Source organism: Pseudomonas sp. P4_C1, from assembly GCF_056402155.1.
Map to the genome: position 1 here is coordinate 1 of NZ_JBFUHY010000062.1, position 16,677 is coordinate 16,677.

Consider the following 16,677-nt stretch of genomic DNA (forward strand, 5'->3'; position numbering starts at 1 on the left):
GGCGAGGAATTTGAGTCCCTGGCACTTCAGAAACACGATCCGCGGATGGGTTTGCTCATCTGAGGGACGTAGGAGCTGCAGTCGCAGTCGTGATTTTCCATCCAGAAACGCTTGCCGTAGCGAGGCAATCGACGGTTTGGACGACTTGACCCACGTGTGACGATAACCCAGCGCATTCGGCAAGGGGCGGCCTTCAGCATCTGCTTTCAGCGACTTTGCATCCGAGGACTGCACATAGGCTGGTTGTAGTCCGGCGCGCGACCAATCCTTGTTGCGCCCCTGGAGAATGGAGCGGTATTTCTCTGAAATGGGGTAGCCGGTCAACTCTAACGCGAGCAAGCCTGGTAATTGATAGTCATCAATATTTCGCGAAGCGGACAGCAAACCATCCTGCTGATCGGCATGCGCCGCGATCACAATGCCGCCATGCTCCTTCTGCACCGTGTCGAGCAGCGTTTTCAAGCTGATCGCCTGCTCGCCTCGGCGAAGCGCCGTCGGTTCACCCCCCCTGAAGCGCTGGTTCTCCGCCAAACCCAACTTGATCAGGATCATGTTGACGCGTTGCACGTGGCGCATTTTGGTGGCGGGGTCGAACAGACATAAGACGTGGTAGCCGATGTCGACTTCAAAACCGGGCAGAATGAAAAGGGGCGCACGGCCAAGCTCCTTGGCGACCGATTTATTCTGCTCAACCAGGTGGGTGAGGAACCAGTCGCGTGGCTCGGATTTTTCCGCGAAGTTGTGGTCGGTGATGCCAATCACTTCCAGTTCAAGCTCATGGCAGCGTTTAAGAAAGCGCTTGGCTTTGCTCTGAATATCTTCCTCGTTAGGCACACCGTTTTGAAGGGGCCGCCGAGGGCTCAGCAGACGCAAGTCATCATCCGCCCAGTGCTTGTTGTCTTCTGGCGTCTGGATCTGAAAATCTGTTTTGAACCAGCGCATGCCTTGGTATTCGCTCACCCGACCTCCCTTTCTCTCGCAAGCTTTCGCAATTGATATTAGCGGTATTTAGCGTGGATGAAGGGCTTCACTCGCAACCACCGATTTGAAACCACGATACCCACTCTGGGTCCAGAGCTCCGTCAGGAAAGCATGAGTTTGTGCGACTGACCTGCTCCGTTCGAATGGCATCGTCATTTAAACCTCCACGCGTGAGGTCGTCAGTCCAAGACAAGGCGACCTGCACTATGCAAGCGCAGCCCAAGCTCTTTTATCCGGCCGCGACTATTCAGCTATCCAACGAAGAAAACTTTTCGCATTAACCGTTAATATTTATGTGCAAAAGTGCCCGACCGCAGCATTCAACTCTGCATCCACCTGCTGGAGTTCGAGAGTCAATTTTCGCAACTTCACACTTTCTTGGGCGCTCTCCTCTGCCACTTCGCGCACCCGAACTATATTCTGGCTAGCCTGTTCCGCCAAAACCCGTTGCTGCTCCGCGGCCCCTGAGATTTGTTTGTTCATCTGTTCAATGCTCAATACGGCGCGAGTAATTCGTGTCAGCGCCTGAGATGCCTGACCAGCAAGGATCACTGTTTCACCTGTCAGTGCATGGCTACCCTGTAGCCGTTCAGTTGCCTGCTGGGCGACGCCACGCAGGCGACTAATCAAGTCTTCAATTTCGGCGGTAGAACTCTGCGTGCGGCGTGCCAGACCACGCACTTCGTCAGCTACTACAGCGAATCCCCGACCGTGCTCACCTGCTCGCGCTGCTTCTATGGCCGCATTTAACGCCAATAAATTAGTCTGTTCTGCTACAGCTTTAATCACATCAAGAACGCCGCCAATAGCCGTACTTTCTGCCAGTAACGATTGCATTGCTTCAGCGCAGCCGGTCATTTCTAAAGCCAGTTGGTCGATCTTGGAGCCGGCTTGGCGCGCTAAATCGTCACCTTCGCGCGCCTGGTCATCAGCAAGAGCTACTGCAGCACTAGCGTCCTTGACGTTACGTGCGACTTCGCCGGCCATCGTAGTCATCTGTTGCATTGCGGTAGCGGCGATTTCAGTCTCCTGTCGTTGTCTCTCAACTCCCTGGCTGCTGCGTTGAATGACTTCTGCCAGGCTCCCTGCCGTTCCATTGAGCAGGCCTACCCCGGTACCAATTCGACCCACTAAGCCTCTCAGACTACCTAGCATGCTATTGACGGTATCCAATAGCTGCCCAAGCTCATCGTGCCGAACGTTTGCACCATCAGGCACACAACTCAGGTCACCTGCAGCAACCTGCTGAGCCAAATGAACAGCCCGACGCAACGGCTGCAGTATCAAATGACGTATTAATAGACTCGCGCCAATACCCAGCGCTAGCGCCAGCAGGCTAATAAGGCCAAGCTGACTGTATGCGTTGCGACTATCGCGTTGAATCGCCTGGTTCTGAAATTGGTTGGCCTTATCTAACAACTCGCTGACTTGCTGGGTTTGCGTGTTCATCGCTTCGCTACTACGAGCGCTTTGCTTGCGGCTGGCAACAAACTGTTCGAAGGCTTTTCGATAATCTCCCAGTGCATGACTTGCAGCCTGCAGCGAAACCTTCTCCTGATCATCGAGATTGAGCACCTGCATTGAAGACAGCAGGTCGCTCATGCTCATCTCCCAATCGCTACGGAAGCGCTCCTCACCATCCAACGAATAATACAGCTCGCTGTCACGGAGCCTGGCCAGCTTGTCACGCAGAGCGGTGGTCTGTTCCAGCAACAACAGTTGCCCACTGTCCGGAGACGTACCTCGTTCCTGTTGCGCACTCAATGTATCCAGCTGGTCGAGAAATACCAAGGTGAAGCTTTCTCCCGCTGTCTGCGCGAGTGTTTGCATGCGCAAGCGAGCCTCTCGTGCTTGCTGAAGAGATTCGGCATAACTTAGGAACTGCTTTAAATAGTCGCTGGACGCATCCCCCATCGCGATGTCGGCGCTATTTTTTTGGGGGAGGCCATCAAAATGCCGAGTGAGCTGCTCAACTGCACCTCGCACTTGATCCTGCGCCTGAGGAGAAAGACTCAGCGCATATTCTTTTTCCGCGATACGAGCCTGCAGGACCAACGTTTGAATCCAGTCCTCGGTACGAAGTTGTTCACCGCGAAGCCCTAACAGACTCAAAGAATGGARGGCGGTAACCCCCACCCCGAGAGTGAATAGCAACACCAACCCAAAACCGATCGACAGCTTGGCTCCTACCGAGAGATTACCCAGTAGCCGACTCACCAAAGACATACAAATCTCCTCTTCACGCTAGTGGTGGTGCACCCAGGAACAGGAAAACATGCCCACTGACGGAGCCACTACTGCTTCTCCGACGAAGGAAGGGTCACTGACCGGATAAACCTGAACCAGGTCCAGGATTATTCGGGCGCTACATGCCCCCACCGCAGTTGTTATGAAAGCCCTTGATCAAACGTAATACGCCGTGGCGCGCCAATCAGGAGTTGGCGCTGTGCAGACGCAGTGAATGACCTGGAGTGGATTGTTCACTCAACGCCACCGGGTTAGCCACCCTGCAGCCAGAAGCATCATTGCGTGGTGTGGAAGGCAAGAGGAAGTAAGCCAGTGCCGGCAGCAGTAGAAGAGCCCCCACCATGTTCCAGACAAACATGAACGCCAGGAGTACACCCATGTCAGCCTGGAACTTGATTGGGGAAAATACCCAGGTACCCACACCTATCGCCAACGTTATCCCCGTGAGCATTACAACCTTGCCGGTGGAGACCAGGGCGCGGTAGTAAGCTTCGGAGAGGCTTTTACCTTCGCGCAAGAACCCCAGCATGATGGTCATTACATAAAGCGCGTAATCAACGCCGATACCTACACCTAGAGCGATTACCGGCAGGGTCGCCACTTTCACACCGATACCTAAACCGACCATCAGTGCCTCACACAGAATCGACGTGAGCATGAGCGGAATCACGGCACACAGAGTGGCTCGCCAGGACCTGAAGGTGACGAGGCAGAGCAAAATAACCGCGCCATACACCCAGAACAGCATCTCGCGATTGGCCTCTTTGACCACAATGTTCGTCGCCGCCTCAATTCCCGCATTACCGGCGGCAAGCTGGAATTTGACCTCATCAGTGTCATTAGCCGCTGCAAACGCTTCGACGTGACTAACCAGGCGCGAAAGGGTTTCGGCCTTATGGTCTTTGAGAAAAACGTAAAGCGTCAGCAGGCTGCAGGACTCGTTGTAAAGTCCACGTGGCGCGCTGGCGGTAATCATGTTGAGCATTGCCTGGTTGTTTTGCAGCTCGTACCACTTCGAGTTGCCCTCAGACAGCCCAACCAACATACGACGATTCAGCAGAGCCATGGAGTTCGTTGAGTCTACCCCGGGCAAACTACGCAACTGCCAATCCAAATCGTCGACCTTACGCAAGATATCGTAGCGCGAGCAGGCACTCTTCGGCGTCTTCACCATAATGGCGAACAAGTCACTACTGGCTCCGTAGCTGCGCGTCATGAAGGCATCATCCAGGTTATAACGCGAGTCCGGACGTAGCTCTGGCGCACCAGCATCCAGATCGCCAATTGCCAGATGCAAGCTGACCATAAAGCCCAGCACAGCGGCCACCAGGCTGACACCTACGCTGATCAAGGCCCATCGCTTGCGAGTAAAAAGATCAAGGAATCGCCAAAAAACGTGTCGCGCTTGACCACTCTGCTCTGTCCGTTCGCTCTTGAGGCTTAGTTCGGCCGCGCGGGGATTGACGCCAACATAGGAGAGCAGGACGGGCAGCAGAATGAGGTTGGTGAAAATCAGCACGGCAACGCCGATGCTAGCGATAACGGCCAAGTCTTGTATGACTTTGATCTGAATAATCATTAGCACGGCGAAACCCACCGCATCACACAGCAGCGCAGTCAGACCGGCGAGAAACAGGCGACGAAACGTGAAGCGCGCAGCAACCACTCGGTGCATGCCACGACCAATATCCTGCATGATGCCGTTCATTTTCTGGGCGCCATGACTCATGCCAATGGCAAACACGAGAAAGGGCACCAGGACCGAATACGGGTCAAGCTCATACCCCAACAACGGCAGCAATCCAAGCTGCCAGACTACCGCCACTACCGAGCAAAGCACGACCAGAAATGTGCTCCGCAGGCATCGGGTGTAGCCATAGAGCACTACTGTCGTGATAGCGATGGCGGCGGCAAAGAACAGCATAATCTGCCCCAACCCATCAATCAGGTCCCCCACCTTCTTTGCGAATCCCGTGATGTGAATGTCGACGTTTTCACTTTGATACTCGGCGCGAAGCGCTTCCAACTGAGCAGACAGTTTTGCGTAATCGAGGGGCTGGTCATCCGGCGTGCGTGCCAGCAAAGGAATGGAAATGATGCTGGACCGCTGGTCGAAGGCTACCAGTTGGCCTATCTCGTTAGACAGCTGCACATTGCTGCGCAACTCAGCGAGTGATGCGGGGCTGCCGTCGTATTTGTCAGGAATGACCGGCCCGCCATCGAGCCCATCCTCCGTTACCGAAACCCAGCGGGTGGCAGGCGTCCACAGCGACTTCATGTAAACGCGGTCCACGCCTGGCAGCAAAAAGATACGATCGTTCATGGACTGCAAAGTACGCAGGTAATCCGTGTCGTAGATGTCCCCCTTCTTGTTGGCAACAGCGATGCGCACCGTATTACCGAGTCCGGAGAGCTCCTTTTGATTGGCTAGATAATTGGCAATATAGGGGTGTCCAGTAGGGATCATCTTCTCGAAACTAGCGTTCAATCCTAGTCGAGTGGATTGCCAGCCGAGCAAGACCGTCATCAGCAGACATAGCAGAAGCACCCAGTGGCGATGGTTGAACAGAGCACGCTCAACCAAGGTCCCTGAGCTTGGATCAAATACGCCTGATTCAGGCAGGGAAGGATGACGAGCGGAATTCATATGCTCACTCCGAAACTTCAGTGGCGGGATGTGAAAAACGTGACAAACCAGCAAAACCGGAGGTAATCAGACTGCCGTCGACTGCCTCGACAATGCTGCTCACGGGAGTTCCCAGCGGTTTGCCCACCGGGTCAAGCGCTAAACCATTTGAGGTGGAGCTACTGAACAAATCACCCGTTTGATTGGCTAGCAATACGCTTCCATCGGGCAATCGAGTGGAGCTACTGATTGAATTCGGCCGGGAGCCTCTCAATTGATGAAAGCTGGCGCCATCATCTGATGACAAATAGGCATGACCTTTAAGGCCCGCGATCAGCAGAGCTCCGTCACCCCGTACATTGGCGGTGAAGAAACTACCGTTATATGGGCTTGGTAACTGTGCGAAAGACTCTCCGTCATCAGTTGAACGAGCCACATAACCTTGCTCACCGGCAAGGAACCAAAGGTGGTCTTTGCGAGCGATCGCGTAGATGTGCACAAGCGACGGATTTTCGATGCGTCCAATCAACGACTGCCATGTTGCCCCTCCATCCTGAGTAGAAAACACCATTCCGTAGGAGCCCGCGACAAGGCCGCGCTTGGCGTCAAGAAAGTGCAGCGCCAAGAATGGTTTATCAGGCCCATCCGCTATCAGGCGTTCGGCATTGGAGATGCGCATATCAACCGCGTCGGCATCGACTGCACAGGCCTTGTTATCTTGAGCAGTCTGCAACTCAATCTCTGCAGCCTGTATACCCGTAAGCTGGAGGCTCCAGCGCTCGCCACCGTCGACAGTGGCCAACACTGTGCCAGCGTGTCCGACTGCCCAGCCATGCATAGCGTCCACGAATTGAACCGCAACCAGACTAACTGAGACCGGAACTTGCACCTGCCGCCAGGACTGGCCGTTGTCATCGGACAGTACGATGACGCCCCTTTCACCAACGGCAATCAGTCGATCACCGGCACGTGCCAAATCAATCAGAACAGCATGAGCGGGTGTGGCTATTTGCATGGCCGGTGAACTCAGGGCAGAGCCAACAGCCCCGCCTTCAGCACAAGCCAGCGAAGCGAAAGCAGACAAAGCCAAAGCTAATGCCAAGGCACTTAAACGACTGTTTATTATCATTTTTATTATCTCTAGAATCGCGTGTTGCAAAAGCACCGACAAAGAGATTGTCGGTGCTTTTCAGAGAGGCTTAGCGTTAACGCACACCCTGCCCCGCCATGACTGTTGGCGAAAAATCAGACTTCTTGAAGCGATCGACAATCCCCCATTGCGAGGGTTGCCCAGTTAGCAGGTCAAGTACAAACCAAGTACCGGACGTAAAGTCATAGAACCCCGACGACACAGAAGCCAGGGCAGGAATATCTGGCATGACAGCCGGTAGCGCCCACAGTGTTTTCGCCAGTTGACCACTTGCATCCCAACGATCGCCCAGCAGCGCTTGCCAGGTATCTTCATCCAGGTAGTAACGGCTTTTAACCATTTGATGCCGCTCGCCAGGCTTTAGATTTGCCTCAACGACCCACACACGATGCAATTCCCAACGCAAGACGTCCGGATTAAGATGCCGCTTGCCAAGTACATCTTCAGGTTTGCCCGCGGTAAAGAATTTATTGGTGTTATAGGGAATATATAATTCCCTCTTGCCTACCAGCTTCCAGTTGAAACGATTGAGTCGCCCTTTATAAACGGACAGTTCATCATATGCCATCACGCCTGCTGATGATGGCGCCGGCGTGTCACAGCAGGAGTTAGGTACCTTTCGCACTCGCCGTTGACCGGCAAGGTAGATATGCGTTTGTGATTTGTCGGCATTGATGTTGGCCCGATCCATCGCCTGCTCACCGGCTCGAATGGGCGGACCAATATTAAGCAGGCGGATCATCCAATAATCGCCATCAAAAGTCTGCGCTGAGCCATCCTGGAAGTAATAAGGCATCTCCTGGATAGCACGACCATCGGTAGTCATGACCTGTTGACCATCGGCTGTCATCAGATAGAAGCGAGCGTCCCTTGTAATTGAAGTACCGCTCCAACTCAGCAGGTGGTTCCACATCGCCTCGTCGCCATTTTTCGGAATCGGAAACGGGATGCCACCATAGGCCCCTTCAGGCATTGGACCCGCGCTACCCTCTACCAGCTTGGCATTAACCGCATTCTTGGCTGTATTGTCATATACCCACTGCGGAGCCGCTGCCGTTCGACGCGTTGGGTAGATATCCATTCGATAGGTGTCTGGATACCGTTTGAACATTTCTTTAACACCATCGCTCAGCTTTTCTGAGTACTGGGCCATGTTCTTTGAAGTAATGCTGAAAAGAGGCTTATCCGCGGCGAAAGGATCACCACGCTTACCACCCTTCTGATAAGCCGGATCAACGGTGGTATATCCACCATCCCATGCCGGGATACTTTTATCAGCATTACCAGCCCGCTCCGCCCCCAACGGTGTCAGGCTTTTACCCAAATCATCTACTCCGGCAGCCATCGCGGACGCACTTAGAGCAACAGCACTCATTATGACAAAGTAAGCGGCACTAAATTTAAATCGAGAAGTCATGTCAAAATCCTCTTAGAAAGTGCTCTTGATCGAGAAGGCCAAGTAATCCCGATCCTTTAATGCTTGCTTATAATTGAACTGGCTTGCTTCATTGAGCGTGGTGTCTTCTGGACCGTAATAATGTGTGTACGTCAGACCACAAGTGACACGATCAAGGTAGGTGGCGGTTACACCGATATTGAAATCACCACCTTTATCAGGCCCGAAACTGCCGACCACAGCCGACTTACCCATAGGGAAATAGCTGACACCCAACGGAACACTAAGATCGATGCCCGAGAAGACCTGACGATAAGTTGGCGTATACACCAACCTCAGCCCTACCCCGTCGTCTGTAGCATTCGGATCCAAAGCTGATCGGTTTTCAGTAACTTTCAGCAACCGGTTCCACGCAATTTCACCTATCAAGCTGGCCTCATTGGATATGAAGGATGGCTCAAGAGTAGCGAGAACGTTCAAATTCACATGGGCTGTCCGCCCGACCGCATATAGCGGATGATTGTTGTTGTCGGCTTCTACACCAGGCAGTACGACCTGACCATTCGATACCAGGGGCATGTTCCAGCGCATAGACGCTTCCCCAGCAAAGCTGTACTCACCCACTGATTTAGTGAAACTTGCGCCCAGTGCGCGAATATCCTCCGGATACACCCAGTAGAAATCACCCACTTGCCCGGTGGCAAAATTCGGGCCGGCTACACTAGGACGGAGGTACAACTGGGGCGTTTTATCGTGGTATTGGATAGCATAAAGCCCGTAATCGACGGTTTCAGCTGCGTAGCGCAACTGCAATCCACCCTGTCCAGAATTCCTGGCTTGCTTGTCCTTGCCGTGGAAAAAAGCTGCAGGGCTACTTGGATTACCACCAAGAAAATTCGGGAATGGCTCCCCAACGATCAAGCGCTCGGCCCCCTCTCCAAGTATGTCGAGAGTGGAGAAATAGCTACCGACAGCAGGTAACCGTGTTTTTTCCCACTCAAACTGATAGAAAGCGCCTAACGAGAGCGCATCAGTAAGCTGGTAGGAAGTAGACAACTGACTTACTGGTCTGGTGATCTCTTTGAACTGGGTATTCGGTACTGAAATAGCCTTCACCACGTCCACTGGAGCCATGCCGCCCGCAATCCCGTTGGACCCGAAAAACAGACTTTCCCCCCAAATCAAGGCATGCCGTCCCAAGCGAACGGACAAAGCACGATCTGCAACTTCACCATTCCAATAGACGAATGCATCTAATAACTCACCGTCGCCGCCATGCAGATGTCGAGTGTCATCAGTGAATTCGTCATAGGCAACTGAGACCTGGTTCGCGCGTGCGGGGTTGTTGTTGTCATTGTCCTTCTGGTATTCGGTGTCGAACCAAGCTGCCCCGCTCACACGACCACCGAAATTGCGGTAAGCGATATCCATTTCCGAGAGAAGGTCGAAACGGTTAGAGATCAGGCCCTTATCGAAAGCACGGTCACCATCATCCTGATTCAGGCTGACTTGGCTTTTGGAAAGCTTGCTACTTAGGTCCTTCAGACGCCATGCAGAACTGTACTTGAGGGTGTTATCCCAGCGGACACGAAAATCGCTGTCGCCCGTGTCAATTTGAAATGCACTGGCACTCATCGATATCAAACTCACCGCACCGCCAGCGAGAACGCATGCCAAGTACTTCGGCCGCCCTGAAGGCGCCAGATATGAGTACGCAGTAGACTTGAATACACGCATATACGAACCTCTTTTGTTTTTGTATTAGGCTTCGCTGAATTTCAATTTTGACGCCGCTAACCGCTCCTCCCGAAAACTCATAAAACCTACCCGGCTCTCACCGAGCACCTGCGATAAGACAATTTCCACCAATTTTACAATACGGGACGTTTCGTATACTTACAGCTGTCAGCTATGCCTGTCAAGCCCGTGGTGATGTGTTTTGCCTACGGTTCTCTGGCAGGGGATTTTTGCCTGGCAGCCCATTACCCCGGCAGCCGGAAGATCCGCGGAGCCACTACCAGCAAGCGTGAAAGAACAGAGAGTTATGATCTTTTGAGATTTGGAAGCTGCCACCCCTTTCCTGACGCCTGAACAGACGAAGCGCTGGCGCAACCTCACCTCTCAGCTGCTAAGCGGTGATAATTATAAATAAAACAATACGCACCGTTTAGAAAACTCACATTTGTAATGTTTTGCAAGAGGGCCTGCAAGAAAAGTTAACGTTTTGAGGTCGTCGTTGAACGGGACAAAATAGCGTCACGTATCGCTTCTCTTGTATTTTAAGAATCGATACGCGCTGAATGGCGGGTAGAGGTCAAGAGTTCAGTAAAACCAACATCCCCCAGCAGTGATTTTCATTTAAAAAAAACGCTTGCATTAGAAGCCAAGCGTGAAAATTGCAGCACCTAATTAAAATTTAAACATTCCATTGAGCATCACTGCGTCACCTTCCGAGGCATTTCGGGCATAAACATCTTTCTGATAGCTGAGTACTATTCCAAAGTCCCGACTTGCGTAGCCCAGTTGTGGTCCGACTTTTATTGACTTGGTTCGATTACCTACATCATCCCCGTGGGACTGGTCATCATTCAACTGCGTCGATAAATACCCACCAATACCTGCCAGCCAATTCTGGGTCAGCCGATAATTAAACCCATAGTCAACAGCGACCTGGACACCAGACTTATAATCAGTCTTTGGATTTTCGTAACTGTAGTTAACACTGACCTTCGAGCTGACCTCAACTTGCGGCATTGGAAACCAGGTAAAAGCGTAGGCAGCATAGATTGCTTTACTATTGTTTCCTGGATTGACCAATGCGTGCTCATCATATTTGCCCCAAGGCGCTACAAAATCCAACTCCAGGTTATGTAGATAGGTTGGAGACTGCCAACTGACCAAGGCACCGAATAATGGATCGCCCATTCCATTCGAGGAGTCTCTACCAAATGGCCCCAGTGCAGGGATATCCAGGTGACCGTCAACGTAAGGAACTGCGAGTTGCAATGAAACGTTACCGCCAAGTAGTGTTGGCCCATCAAGCGTGTGTACTAACCTCAAAGCATGAGCGTGGACTCTTCCTTTAGCCTTCGGAAATACTTTATTCCCTTGCCCATCTCGAATTGAGTCTATGGCAACAGTTTTGTTGTATGTGTAGGCATGAGTTTCGCCTGGAGCACCTACTGCCCCACTCATGACAGTTACAATACCCAATGGATAACTGGAAGTGCCACCTTCAAGCGCAATCGATTGGGCGGAAAACAGCAATACACCAACACAAATCACCAGGCGAAAATCAGCTGGAGTCTTCATCACACTTTCCTTTCTTGTTCTTGTTCTTGTTCTTGTTCTTGTTTTTGGCAATGGTACTGACGCAATTAAATAACTGAAAATCCGCCAAAAATCTTTGGGATGCTACTCTCCCAAGAAAAATATTTCTCCCGCCTCAGAAATTTCCAAACTCACAGGAGTCAAACGCAAGCCAAGACAGGGGCCTTTTATGCACAAACCCGAATTGATTTCAAACAACGCACCATGACCACTACAAACGATATGCTTGGACCCACTGTCGAGATATCGATTCTTGCGCACCGGCATAGTCGAACCGGGCCAATGGGGGCAAGAGTTTTTGTAGCCAACAATATTTCCGCGATCATTGACTAAAAAAATATCGTCTTGACCTATGCTTTCCGTCCTGAACCCCAAAGATTGCCCTGGCGCAATTTGCTCGAGATGGCAAAGCCTGCGGCGATCAGATTTTGCCATCTTTGACTTACCCCCTTATCAATCAGGCTTTCCGCCGGGAGCCCATTTTTCACGCCAATGGAACAGGAACACTTGGGAGTTATCGGTGATTGCAGGGGCTACGCGCGGCGACCAATCATCGTCGTGCTGATCCATATCGGCGTCGTACTCGATGTGGCAACCCAATGGGGTGTTGAAGTACCAGAACCAGTTAGACCCAAACTTATGTCGCCCAGGCCCCCAATATGACTCGTAACCTTTAGCAGCAAACGCGTAGCCGGCTTGCAGTACTTCCTGCGGCCCCCCCATATGGAAGGTAAAATGCTCGCATCCCTGCAAATGCGGCGGGGTTTGAATGAAGAAAAGGGTATGGTGATCGAAAGTACCCGCAGGACGCAGGAATGGGCCCATTCCGACGAATTTGTCTGTGAGTTTGAAGCCCAGACGATCCGCATAGAAGCGCTCGGCCTTCTCGGCATCAGGAACGAAATAGACAACGTGGGAGAGCGTTCGTGGCTTGGGAGCGAGCTCGGAACTGTCATCTACACCGGTCTTGTTCGCAGGACGGTGAATATCTCCAGGCGCGTTTACACGCTCGGCGGCCAGTTTATGCGGCTTTCTGATCGAGACTTGGAAGCCCAGAGAGAATCCGAGATCGTCCACTAACTCCAGCGAACCATCGGCCAAAACCTTGACTTCACGCTCGCCCTCAAACTCCTTCTGGATGCTCTCGAGAGTCGCGATGTCTTTTACGCCGTACACTGTCTTGCGCAACATGTTTGCAGTCGGAAAATTCCAGGCAGGTAAAGCCGGATCGTCACGATGCTTGATGACTACACCAGTTCCATCTAATGCCTCAAAGCGTCCGCCCCCTACCGGCTCAAGGCCGTAATCCTCCAGGAAGCGCTCGCAGAGCGCGACATCGTCAACACCAAAATACAAAGTGTCCGGGCCAAGGATGTTCATTTCAACACCTATCAAAGAATGCGTTTTTGTTTTATCAGGCCCGTACTTTTGCGCCCGGGCCTGAGATCTCTGATGCGCGCGTGAATTTCAAATACACGTCACATGAATGGCTTGCGTTCTTCGGGCCACCAAAGACCCGAGATAGGTTGCCCCATTGTGTTGCGCAGGGTTCCGACCCCCTCAACAATCATTTCGACGACATCACCTGGCTGGAGCTTACGATCAAGCTCCAAAGCTGAACCACCGCCCATGGTACCCGAACCGATCACATCGCCAGGCACGATGGCTTCACCAAGGCTGGCCCAGGCAATGAGCTCGCCAATCGTCCACAGCTTATTGGAGCTGTCACCTTTGCCCCAAGTCTCGCCATTGACGCGAACCTCCATGCCGATCCGGTCCAGGTCTTTGAATTCATCTACGGTGGTAATCCAAGGCCCGATACCGTAGGCGAAATCTTTACACTTGGTGGGGCCCATCCCAATCGGCATTTCGACTGCCTGACAATCGCGGGCACTGAAATCGTTGAAGATGGTGATACCAAACAGGTGATCAAGCGCGTTATCAGGACGCAGACTTTCTCCACGCTTTCCGATGACGTAGCCAAGCTCCAGCTCGTAGTCCATGTGCTGGATGTATCCTGGCCACGGAACTTCCGCCTCATGCCCAATGACCGTATGCGGGGTACCTTTGAAATAGCCAGGCACCTTCAAAAGATTTGGCGTTGGCGGCTGGCCAATTTTTTCATGGAAGCCCTTGATGTGCCCCACGAAAGTCAGCCCATCTCGCACCACAGAGGGATCCGAGGCTGGCAACCACTGCACGCTATCAAATGAGATTGAATGTGCATCCGCCCGCTTTGCATTGATCTTTTCAGCTGCCTGGGTAAACGGTGTGCCCAGCGCAATTGCCGCCGACATACTGCCAGGGAAAACAGCATTGGCGTATTGCAGAGCAGCTTCCCGGGAAGATCCGTCCTTGACCAACTGTTCATGGAGCGCGCGCTTCAGGTCAATGACCCGGCGCTCCTCTGGGACTACCAGCACCAAACGAGCTTCCGCGCCGTCGGGCCCGTTAACAGAAATTCGGCCGAGCTTCATGTGATCTCCCTCTTTTTATTGACTAAATGAGCCTGAATCAGGTCTGTAGGACTCAAAGCTATACGACACGCACCGTTTTGTAAAGAGCAAAAACCAGGATGGGTATCGATTGATTCCTGTGGCTCTAACCAGAACCTTTTCCTGGCTAGAGCCACAGAGAGTTAAGGGAACCGAAACAGCTTAAGTGGCAATTTAGCTAGACGAACAATATACTATTCGTCTCGTTTCGTTTTTAAGATTTACAATGAATCAGTCAGACCACTTCAAGCCCGCAGAGCCAAAGAACCCAATGCAGGTCAAGAAAACCTCATCGCCTGCTGGACGCCCTCGCAGTGAAGCGACGCGTCGACAGATCCTGGAGGCTGCTATCAGCCTTCTTCAGGACAAATCGATTCAAGCGATATCTATCGAAGCAATAGCTCGAGAGGCTGGTGTCAGTAAGGCGACCATTTATCGATGGTGGGAATCCAAGGCGTCTGTGGTCATCGATGCGTTTATTGAACAGCATTTGGTAAAAACAACGCTTCCTCGAGGAATGCGCCCACGCGACGCCATAGCACATCATTTCCGTTCTTTGGTGATGCAGTATTCGGGATGGCCTGGCCGGCTCGTCGCTCAGATCATTGCCGAGGGTCAATCTGATCCTGCCATTCTTCGAGTCTTCCGTGAGCGATTTCATTACGGCCGCAGAGCAGTCGTCAGAGAGATGCTTGAAGAGTGGAAAAACAGCGGCGACATTTCAAAAGATTCAAATGTCGAAGTGCTAATGGACTTGATCTATGGGCCGGTTTATATGCGCCTGATGATAGGTCACGCCCCTCTGGACGAATCCTTTGCTGAATCGCATATCAATTACATATGCGAATTGCTGGGCTCTAAATTCTGAAGATCGTTATAGTTTCCAAAATACAATGCCGGCCTGATGGCCGGCATTTGTATTTCACAACAGAGTCAACGCTTTATCTACAGGATGCCCAGCCACTTGGTGGGCCAGCTGGATCTAGAACGCAGTATTTGTCTTTCCTTTTAGCGCGAGCATTTCCCTGGCCTCTTGAGGCGTAGCGATTTCAAATCCCAACTGCTCCACGATACTTCGGATTTTCCGCACTTGTGCGGCATTAGAAACCGCCAACTCACCGCGCCCAATGTACAAGCTATCTTCAAGACCCACTCTGACGTTGCCGCCCATAATGGCCGCGAGAGTCGCTAGTGGCATCTGGTCTTTACCTGCGCCCAATACCGACCAGTGATACTGATCACCAAATAGACGATCTGCGGTTCGCTTCTGATGCATCACATCTTCGATATGAGCCCCCATGGCACCACGCAAACCAAAAATTGTCTGGATGAACAACGGCGGCTTAACCAGTCCTTTATCCAGGAAATACTTTAGCGTGTACAAGTGGCTGACGTCGTAACACTCGAACTCAAAGCGGGTACCGGTATCCCCAATGGTTCGCAGGATCCATTCGATATCGGAAAAAGTATTGCGGAAGACAAGATCCTTTGTGGCATTAAGATGTTCCACTTCCCAACTGTAACGCCACTCTCGATCCTTGCTGGCCATTTCGGAAAGGTTTAGGTTTATAGACCCCATGTTCAGGGAGCACATCTCCGGTTGCAGCGCAACACCTGCCGCCGCACGCTCGCTAATTGCCATTCCCGGGCCTCCACCGCCCGTAGAAATGTTCACGATGGCATCCGTTTCGGCCTTAATTCGAGACACGAACTGACGGAAGATTTCAGGATCGCCAGTGGGCCGACCATCCTCAGGGTTTCGGGCGTGAAGATGAACGATCGCCGCTCCCGCTTTTACTGCTTCGATCGCCTGATCGCCAATCTCTTCGGGAGTAACCGGCAGATGAGGAGACATCGACGGCGTATGAGCACCACCTGTGATAGCGGCGGTTATGATAATTTTTCTCACAGTTTTTCTCCTTCTTTCAGCGCTAACAGGACAAACAGCATTCGACAGTTACGCCCTGAACGATTCGACCAACTGTGGTTCGTTGCGCGCTGTACCAGTACGTCTCCTGGCCGCATAACGGTCTCACCGTGATCCATCATCGCGACAATCTCGCCCTCGAGTACCACGGCGTAATCAAGCGATTCCGTTTTGTGGAACCAGAAATGTCGAGGCTTCTTCTTGTCGCGAACACCTTCGTTATCGAGAAATTCGACCAACTTTTCTTGGTCATAAGCCTCGTCTGGTGGGAAGTCGACTATCCGAAGAAGCGAACCATCCTCAGAATGAAAACCAAATTTGTGTCCGGCTGGCGCTGGATCCAAGCCGTCCGCGCGCCCCGCACCCGTTGCCCAAACGACTTGTGCGACCGGTTTACCAGCTTGTGCCAGAACATTTGGAGTATTGGCGTCACTGGTGAAAATCGACTCACCAGCTTCGTTATGACCAGTGACAATTCTCCGTACTGGCTTATAGGCCACTTCGGTAATGTTATTCATCATGAAG

General features: G+C 52.2%; 12 protein-coding genes and 2 pseudogenes. 1 reads left to right on the forward strand and 13 read right to left on the reverse strand.

The features are described 5' to 3' along the window. The 11 genes and pseudogenes from AC1DU9_RS23150 to AC1DU9_RS23200 all read right to left on the reverse strand — a co-directional run. Nucleotides 1–960, reverse strand: a pseudogene (locus tag AC1DU9_RS23150) (TrlF family ATPase); the annotation flags it as partial. A gap of 312 nt (nucleotides 961–1,272) precedes the next feature. Continuing rightward, on the reverse strand, nucleotides 1,273–2,136 hold the full coding sequence (locus tag AC1DU9_RS23155) for a methyl-accepting chemotaxis protein (protein ID WP_477810850.1): 864 nt from the start codon (nucleotides 2,134–2,136) through the stop codon (nucleotides 1,273–1,275). Beyond that, nucleotides 2,131–3,207, reverse strand: a pseudogene (locus tag AC1DU9_RS23160) (HAMP domain-containing protein); the annotation flags it as partial. The gene AC1DU9_RS23155 and the pseudogene AC1DU9_RS23160, both read right to left, overlap by 6 nt. A 205-nt stretch (nucleotides 3,208–3,412) precedes the next feature. Next, nucleotides 3,413–5,875, reverse strand: a complete 2,463-nt coding sequence (locus AC1DU9_RS23165) for an efflux RND transporter permease subunit (RefSeq protein ID WP_477810841.1) — start codon at nucleotides 5,873–5,875, stop codon at nucleotides 3,413–3,415. A 4-nt stretch (nucleotides 5,876–5,879) separates the two neighbouring features. Next, nucleotides 5,880–7,019, reverse strand: coding sequence for a WD40/YVTN/BNR-like repeat-containing protein (locus tag AC1DU9_RS23170; RefSeq protein ID WP_477810851.1), 1,140 nt, complete (start codon nucleotides 7,017–7,019; stop codon nucleotides 5,880–5,882). 40 nt (nucleotides 7,020–7,059) lie between these two features. Continuing rightward, entirely contained in the window at nucleotides 7,060–8,421 is a 1,362-nt protein-coding gene (locus tag AC1DU9_RS23175) for a DUF1329 domain-containing protein (RefSeq protein WP_477810842.1), read from the reverse strand. A gap of 12 nt (nucleotides 8,422–8,433) precedes the next feature. After that, nucleotides 8,434–10,137 carry a DUF1302 domain-containing protein gene (locus AC1DU9_RS23180; protein WP_477810843.1) on the reverse strand — a complete coding sequence of 568 codons (1,704 nt, stop codon included), beginning with the start codon at nucleotides 10,135–10,137 and terminating at the stop codon, nucleotides 8,434–8,436. 672 nt (nucleotides 10,138–10,809) lie between these two features. Further along, on the reverse strand, nucleotides 10,810–11,712 hold the full coding sequence (locus AC1DU9_RS23185) for a SphA family protein (protein ID WP_477810844.1): 903 nt from the start codon (nucleotides 11,710–11,712) through the stop codon (nucleotides 10,810–10,812). Between the two features lie 102 nt (nucleotides 11,713–11,814). Next, a complete protein-coding gene (locus AC1DU9_RS23190) occupies nucleotides 11,815–12,165 on the reverse strand; it encodes a Rieske (2Fe-2S) protein (protein WP_477760468.1) in 351 nt (116 codons plus the stop codon). 18 nt (nucleotides 12,166–12,183) lie between these two features. Next, nucleotides 12,184–13,110, reverse strand: coding sequence for a VOC family protein (locus AC1DU9_RS23195; RefSeq protein ID WP_477810845.1), 927 nt, complete (start codon nucleotides 13,108–13,110; stop codon nucleotides 12,184–12,186). A 98-nt stretch (nucleotides 13,111–13,208) separates the two neighbouring features. Continuing rightward, nucleotides 13,209–14,207, reverse strand: a complete 999-nt coding sequence (locus AC1DU9_RS23200; protein WP_477810846.1) for a fumarylacetoacetate hydrolase family protein — start codon at nucleotides 14,205–14,207, stop codon at nucleotides 13,209–13,211. Between the two features lie 244 nt (nucleotides 14,208–14,451). On the opposite strand from AC1DU9_RS23200, the gene AC1DU9_RS23205 reads away from it, so the two are divergent. After that, complete coding sequence (locus tag AC1DU9_RS23205) at nucleotides 14,452–15,093, forward strand: TetR/AcrR family transcriptional regulator (protein ID WP_223457557.1); 642 nt, start codon at nucleotides 14,452–14,454, stop codon at nucleotides 15,091–15,093. A gap of 114 nt (nucleotides 15,094–15,207) precedes the next feature. Here AC1DU9_RS23205 and kce read toward each other — a convergent pair whose 3' ends face one another. Then, nucleotides 15,208–16,134 (reverse strand): 3,5-dioxohexanoate:acetyl-CoA acetone transferase, encoded by a 927-nt coding sequence (gene kce, locus AC1DU9_RS23210; RefSeq protein WP_223457555.1) that lies wholly within the window; start codon nucleotides 16,132–16,134, stop codon nucleotides 15,208–15,210. Continuing rightward, nucleotides 16,131–16,670, reverse strand: a complete 540-nt coding sequence (locus AC1DU9_RS23215) for a cupin domain-containing protein (protein ID WP_223457553.1) — start codon at nucleotides 16,668–16,670, stop codon at nucleotides 16,131–16,133. Before AC1DU9_RS23215 ends, kce begins: the two co-directional genes overlap by 4 nt. Between the last annotated feature and the right edge of the window lie 7 nt (nucleotides 16,671–16,677).

Bases quoted from the DNA above. Each gene is read 5' to 3' on its own strand.
- AC1DU9_RS23155 (WP_477810850.1), bottom strand. From the start codon at position 2,136: ATGCTAGGTAGTCTGAGAGGCTTAGTGGGTCGAATTGGTACCGGGGTA.
- AC1DU9_RS23165 (WP_477810841.1), bottom strand. From the start codon at position 5,875: ATGAATTCCGCTCGTCATCCTTCCCTGCCTGAATCAGGCGTATTTGAT.
- AC1DU9_RS23175 (WP_477810842.1), bottom strand. From the start codon at position 8,421: ATGACTTCTCGATTTAAATTTAGTGCCGCTTACTTTGTCATAATGAGT.
- AC1DU9_RS23180 (WP_477810843.1), bottom strand. From the start codon at position 10,137: ATGCGTGTATTCAAGTCTACTGCGTACTCATATCTGGCGCCTTCAGGG.
- AC1DU9_RS23185 (WP_477810844.1), bottom strand. From the start codon at position 11,712: ATGAAGACTCCAGCTGATTTTCGCCTGGTGATTTGTGTTGGTGTATTG.
- AC1DU9_RS23190 (WP_477760468.1), bottom strand. From the start codon at position 12,165: ATGGCAAAATCTGATCGCCGCAGGCTTTGCCATCTCGAGCAAATTGCG.
- AC1DU9_RS23195 (WP_477810845.1), bottom strand. From the start codon at position 13,110: ATGAACATCCTTGGCCCGGACACTTTGTATTTTGGTGTTGACGATGTC.
- AC1DU9_RS23200 (WP_477810846.1), bottom strand. From the start codon at position 14,207: ATGAAGCTCGGCCGAATTTCTGTTAACGGGCCCGACGGCGCGGAAGCT.
- AC1DU9_RS23205 (WP_223457557.1), top strand. From the start codon at position 14,452: ATGAATCAGTCAGACCACTTCAAGCCCGCAGAGCCAAAGAACCCAATG.
- AC1DU9_RS23215 (WP_223457553.1), bottom strand. From the start codon at position 16,670: ATGAATAACATTACCGAAGTGGCCTATAAGCCAGTACGGAGAATTGTC.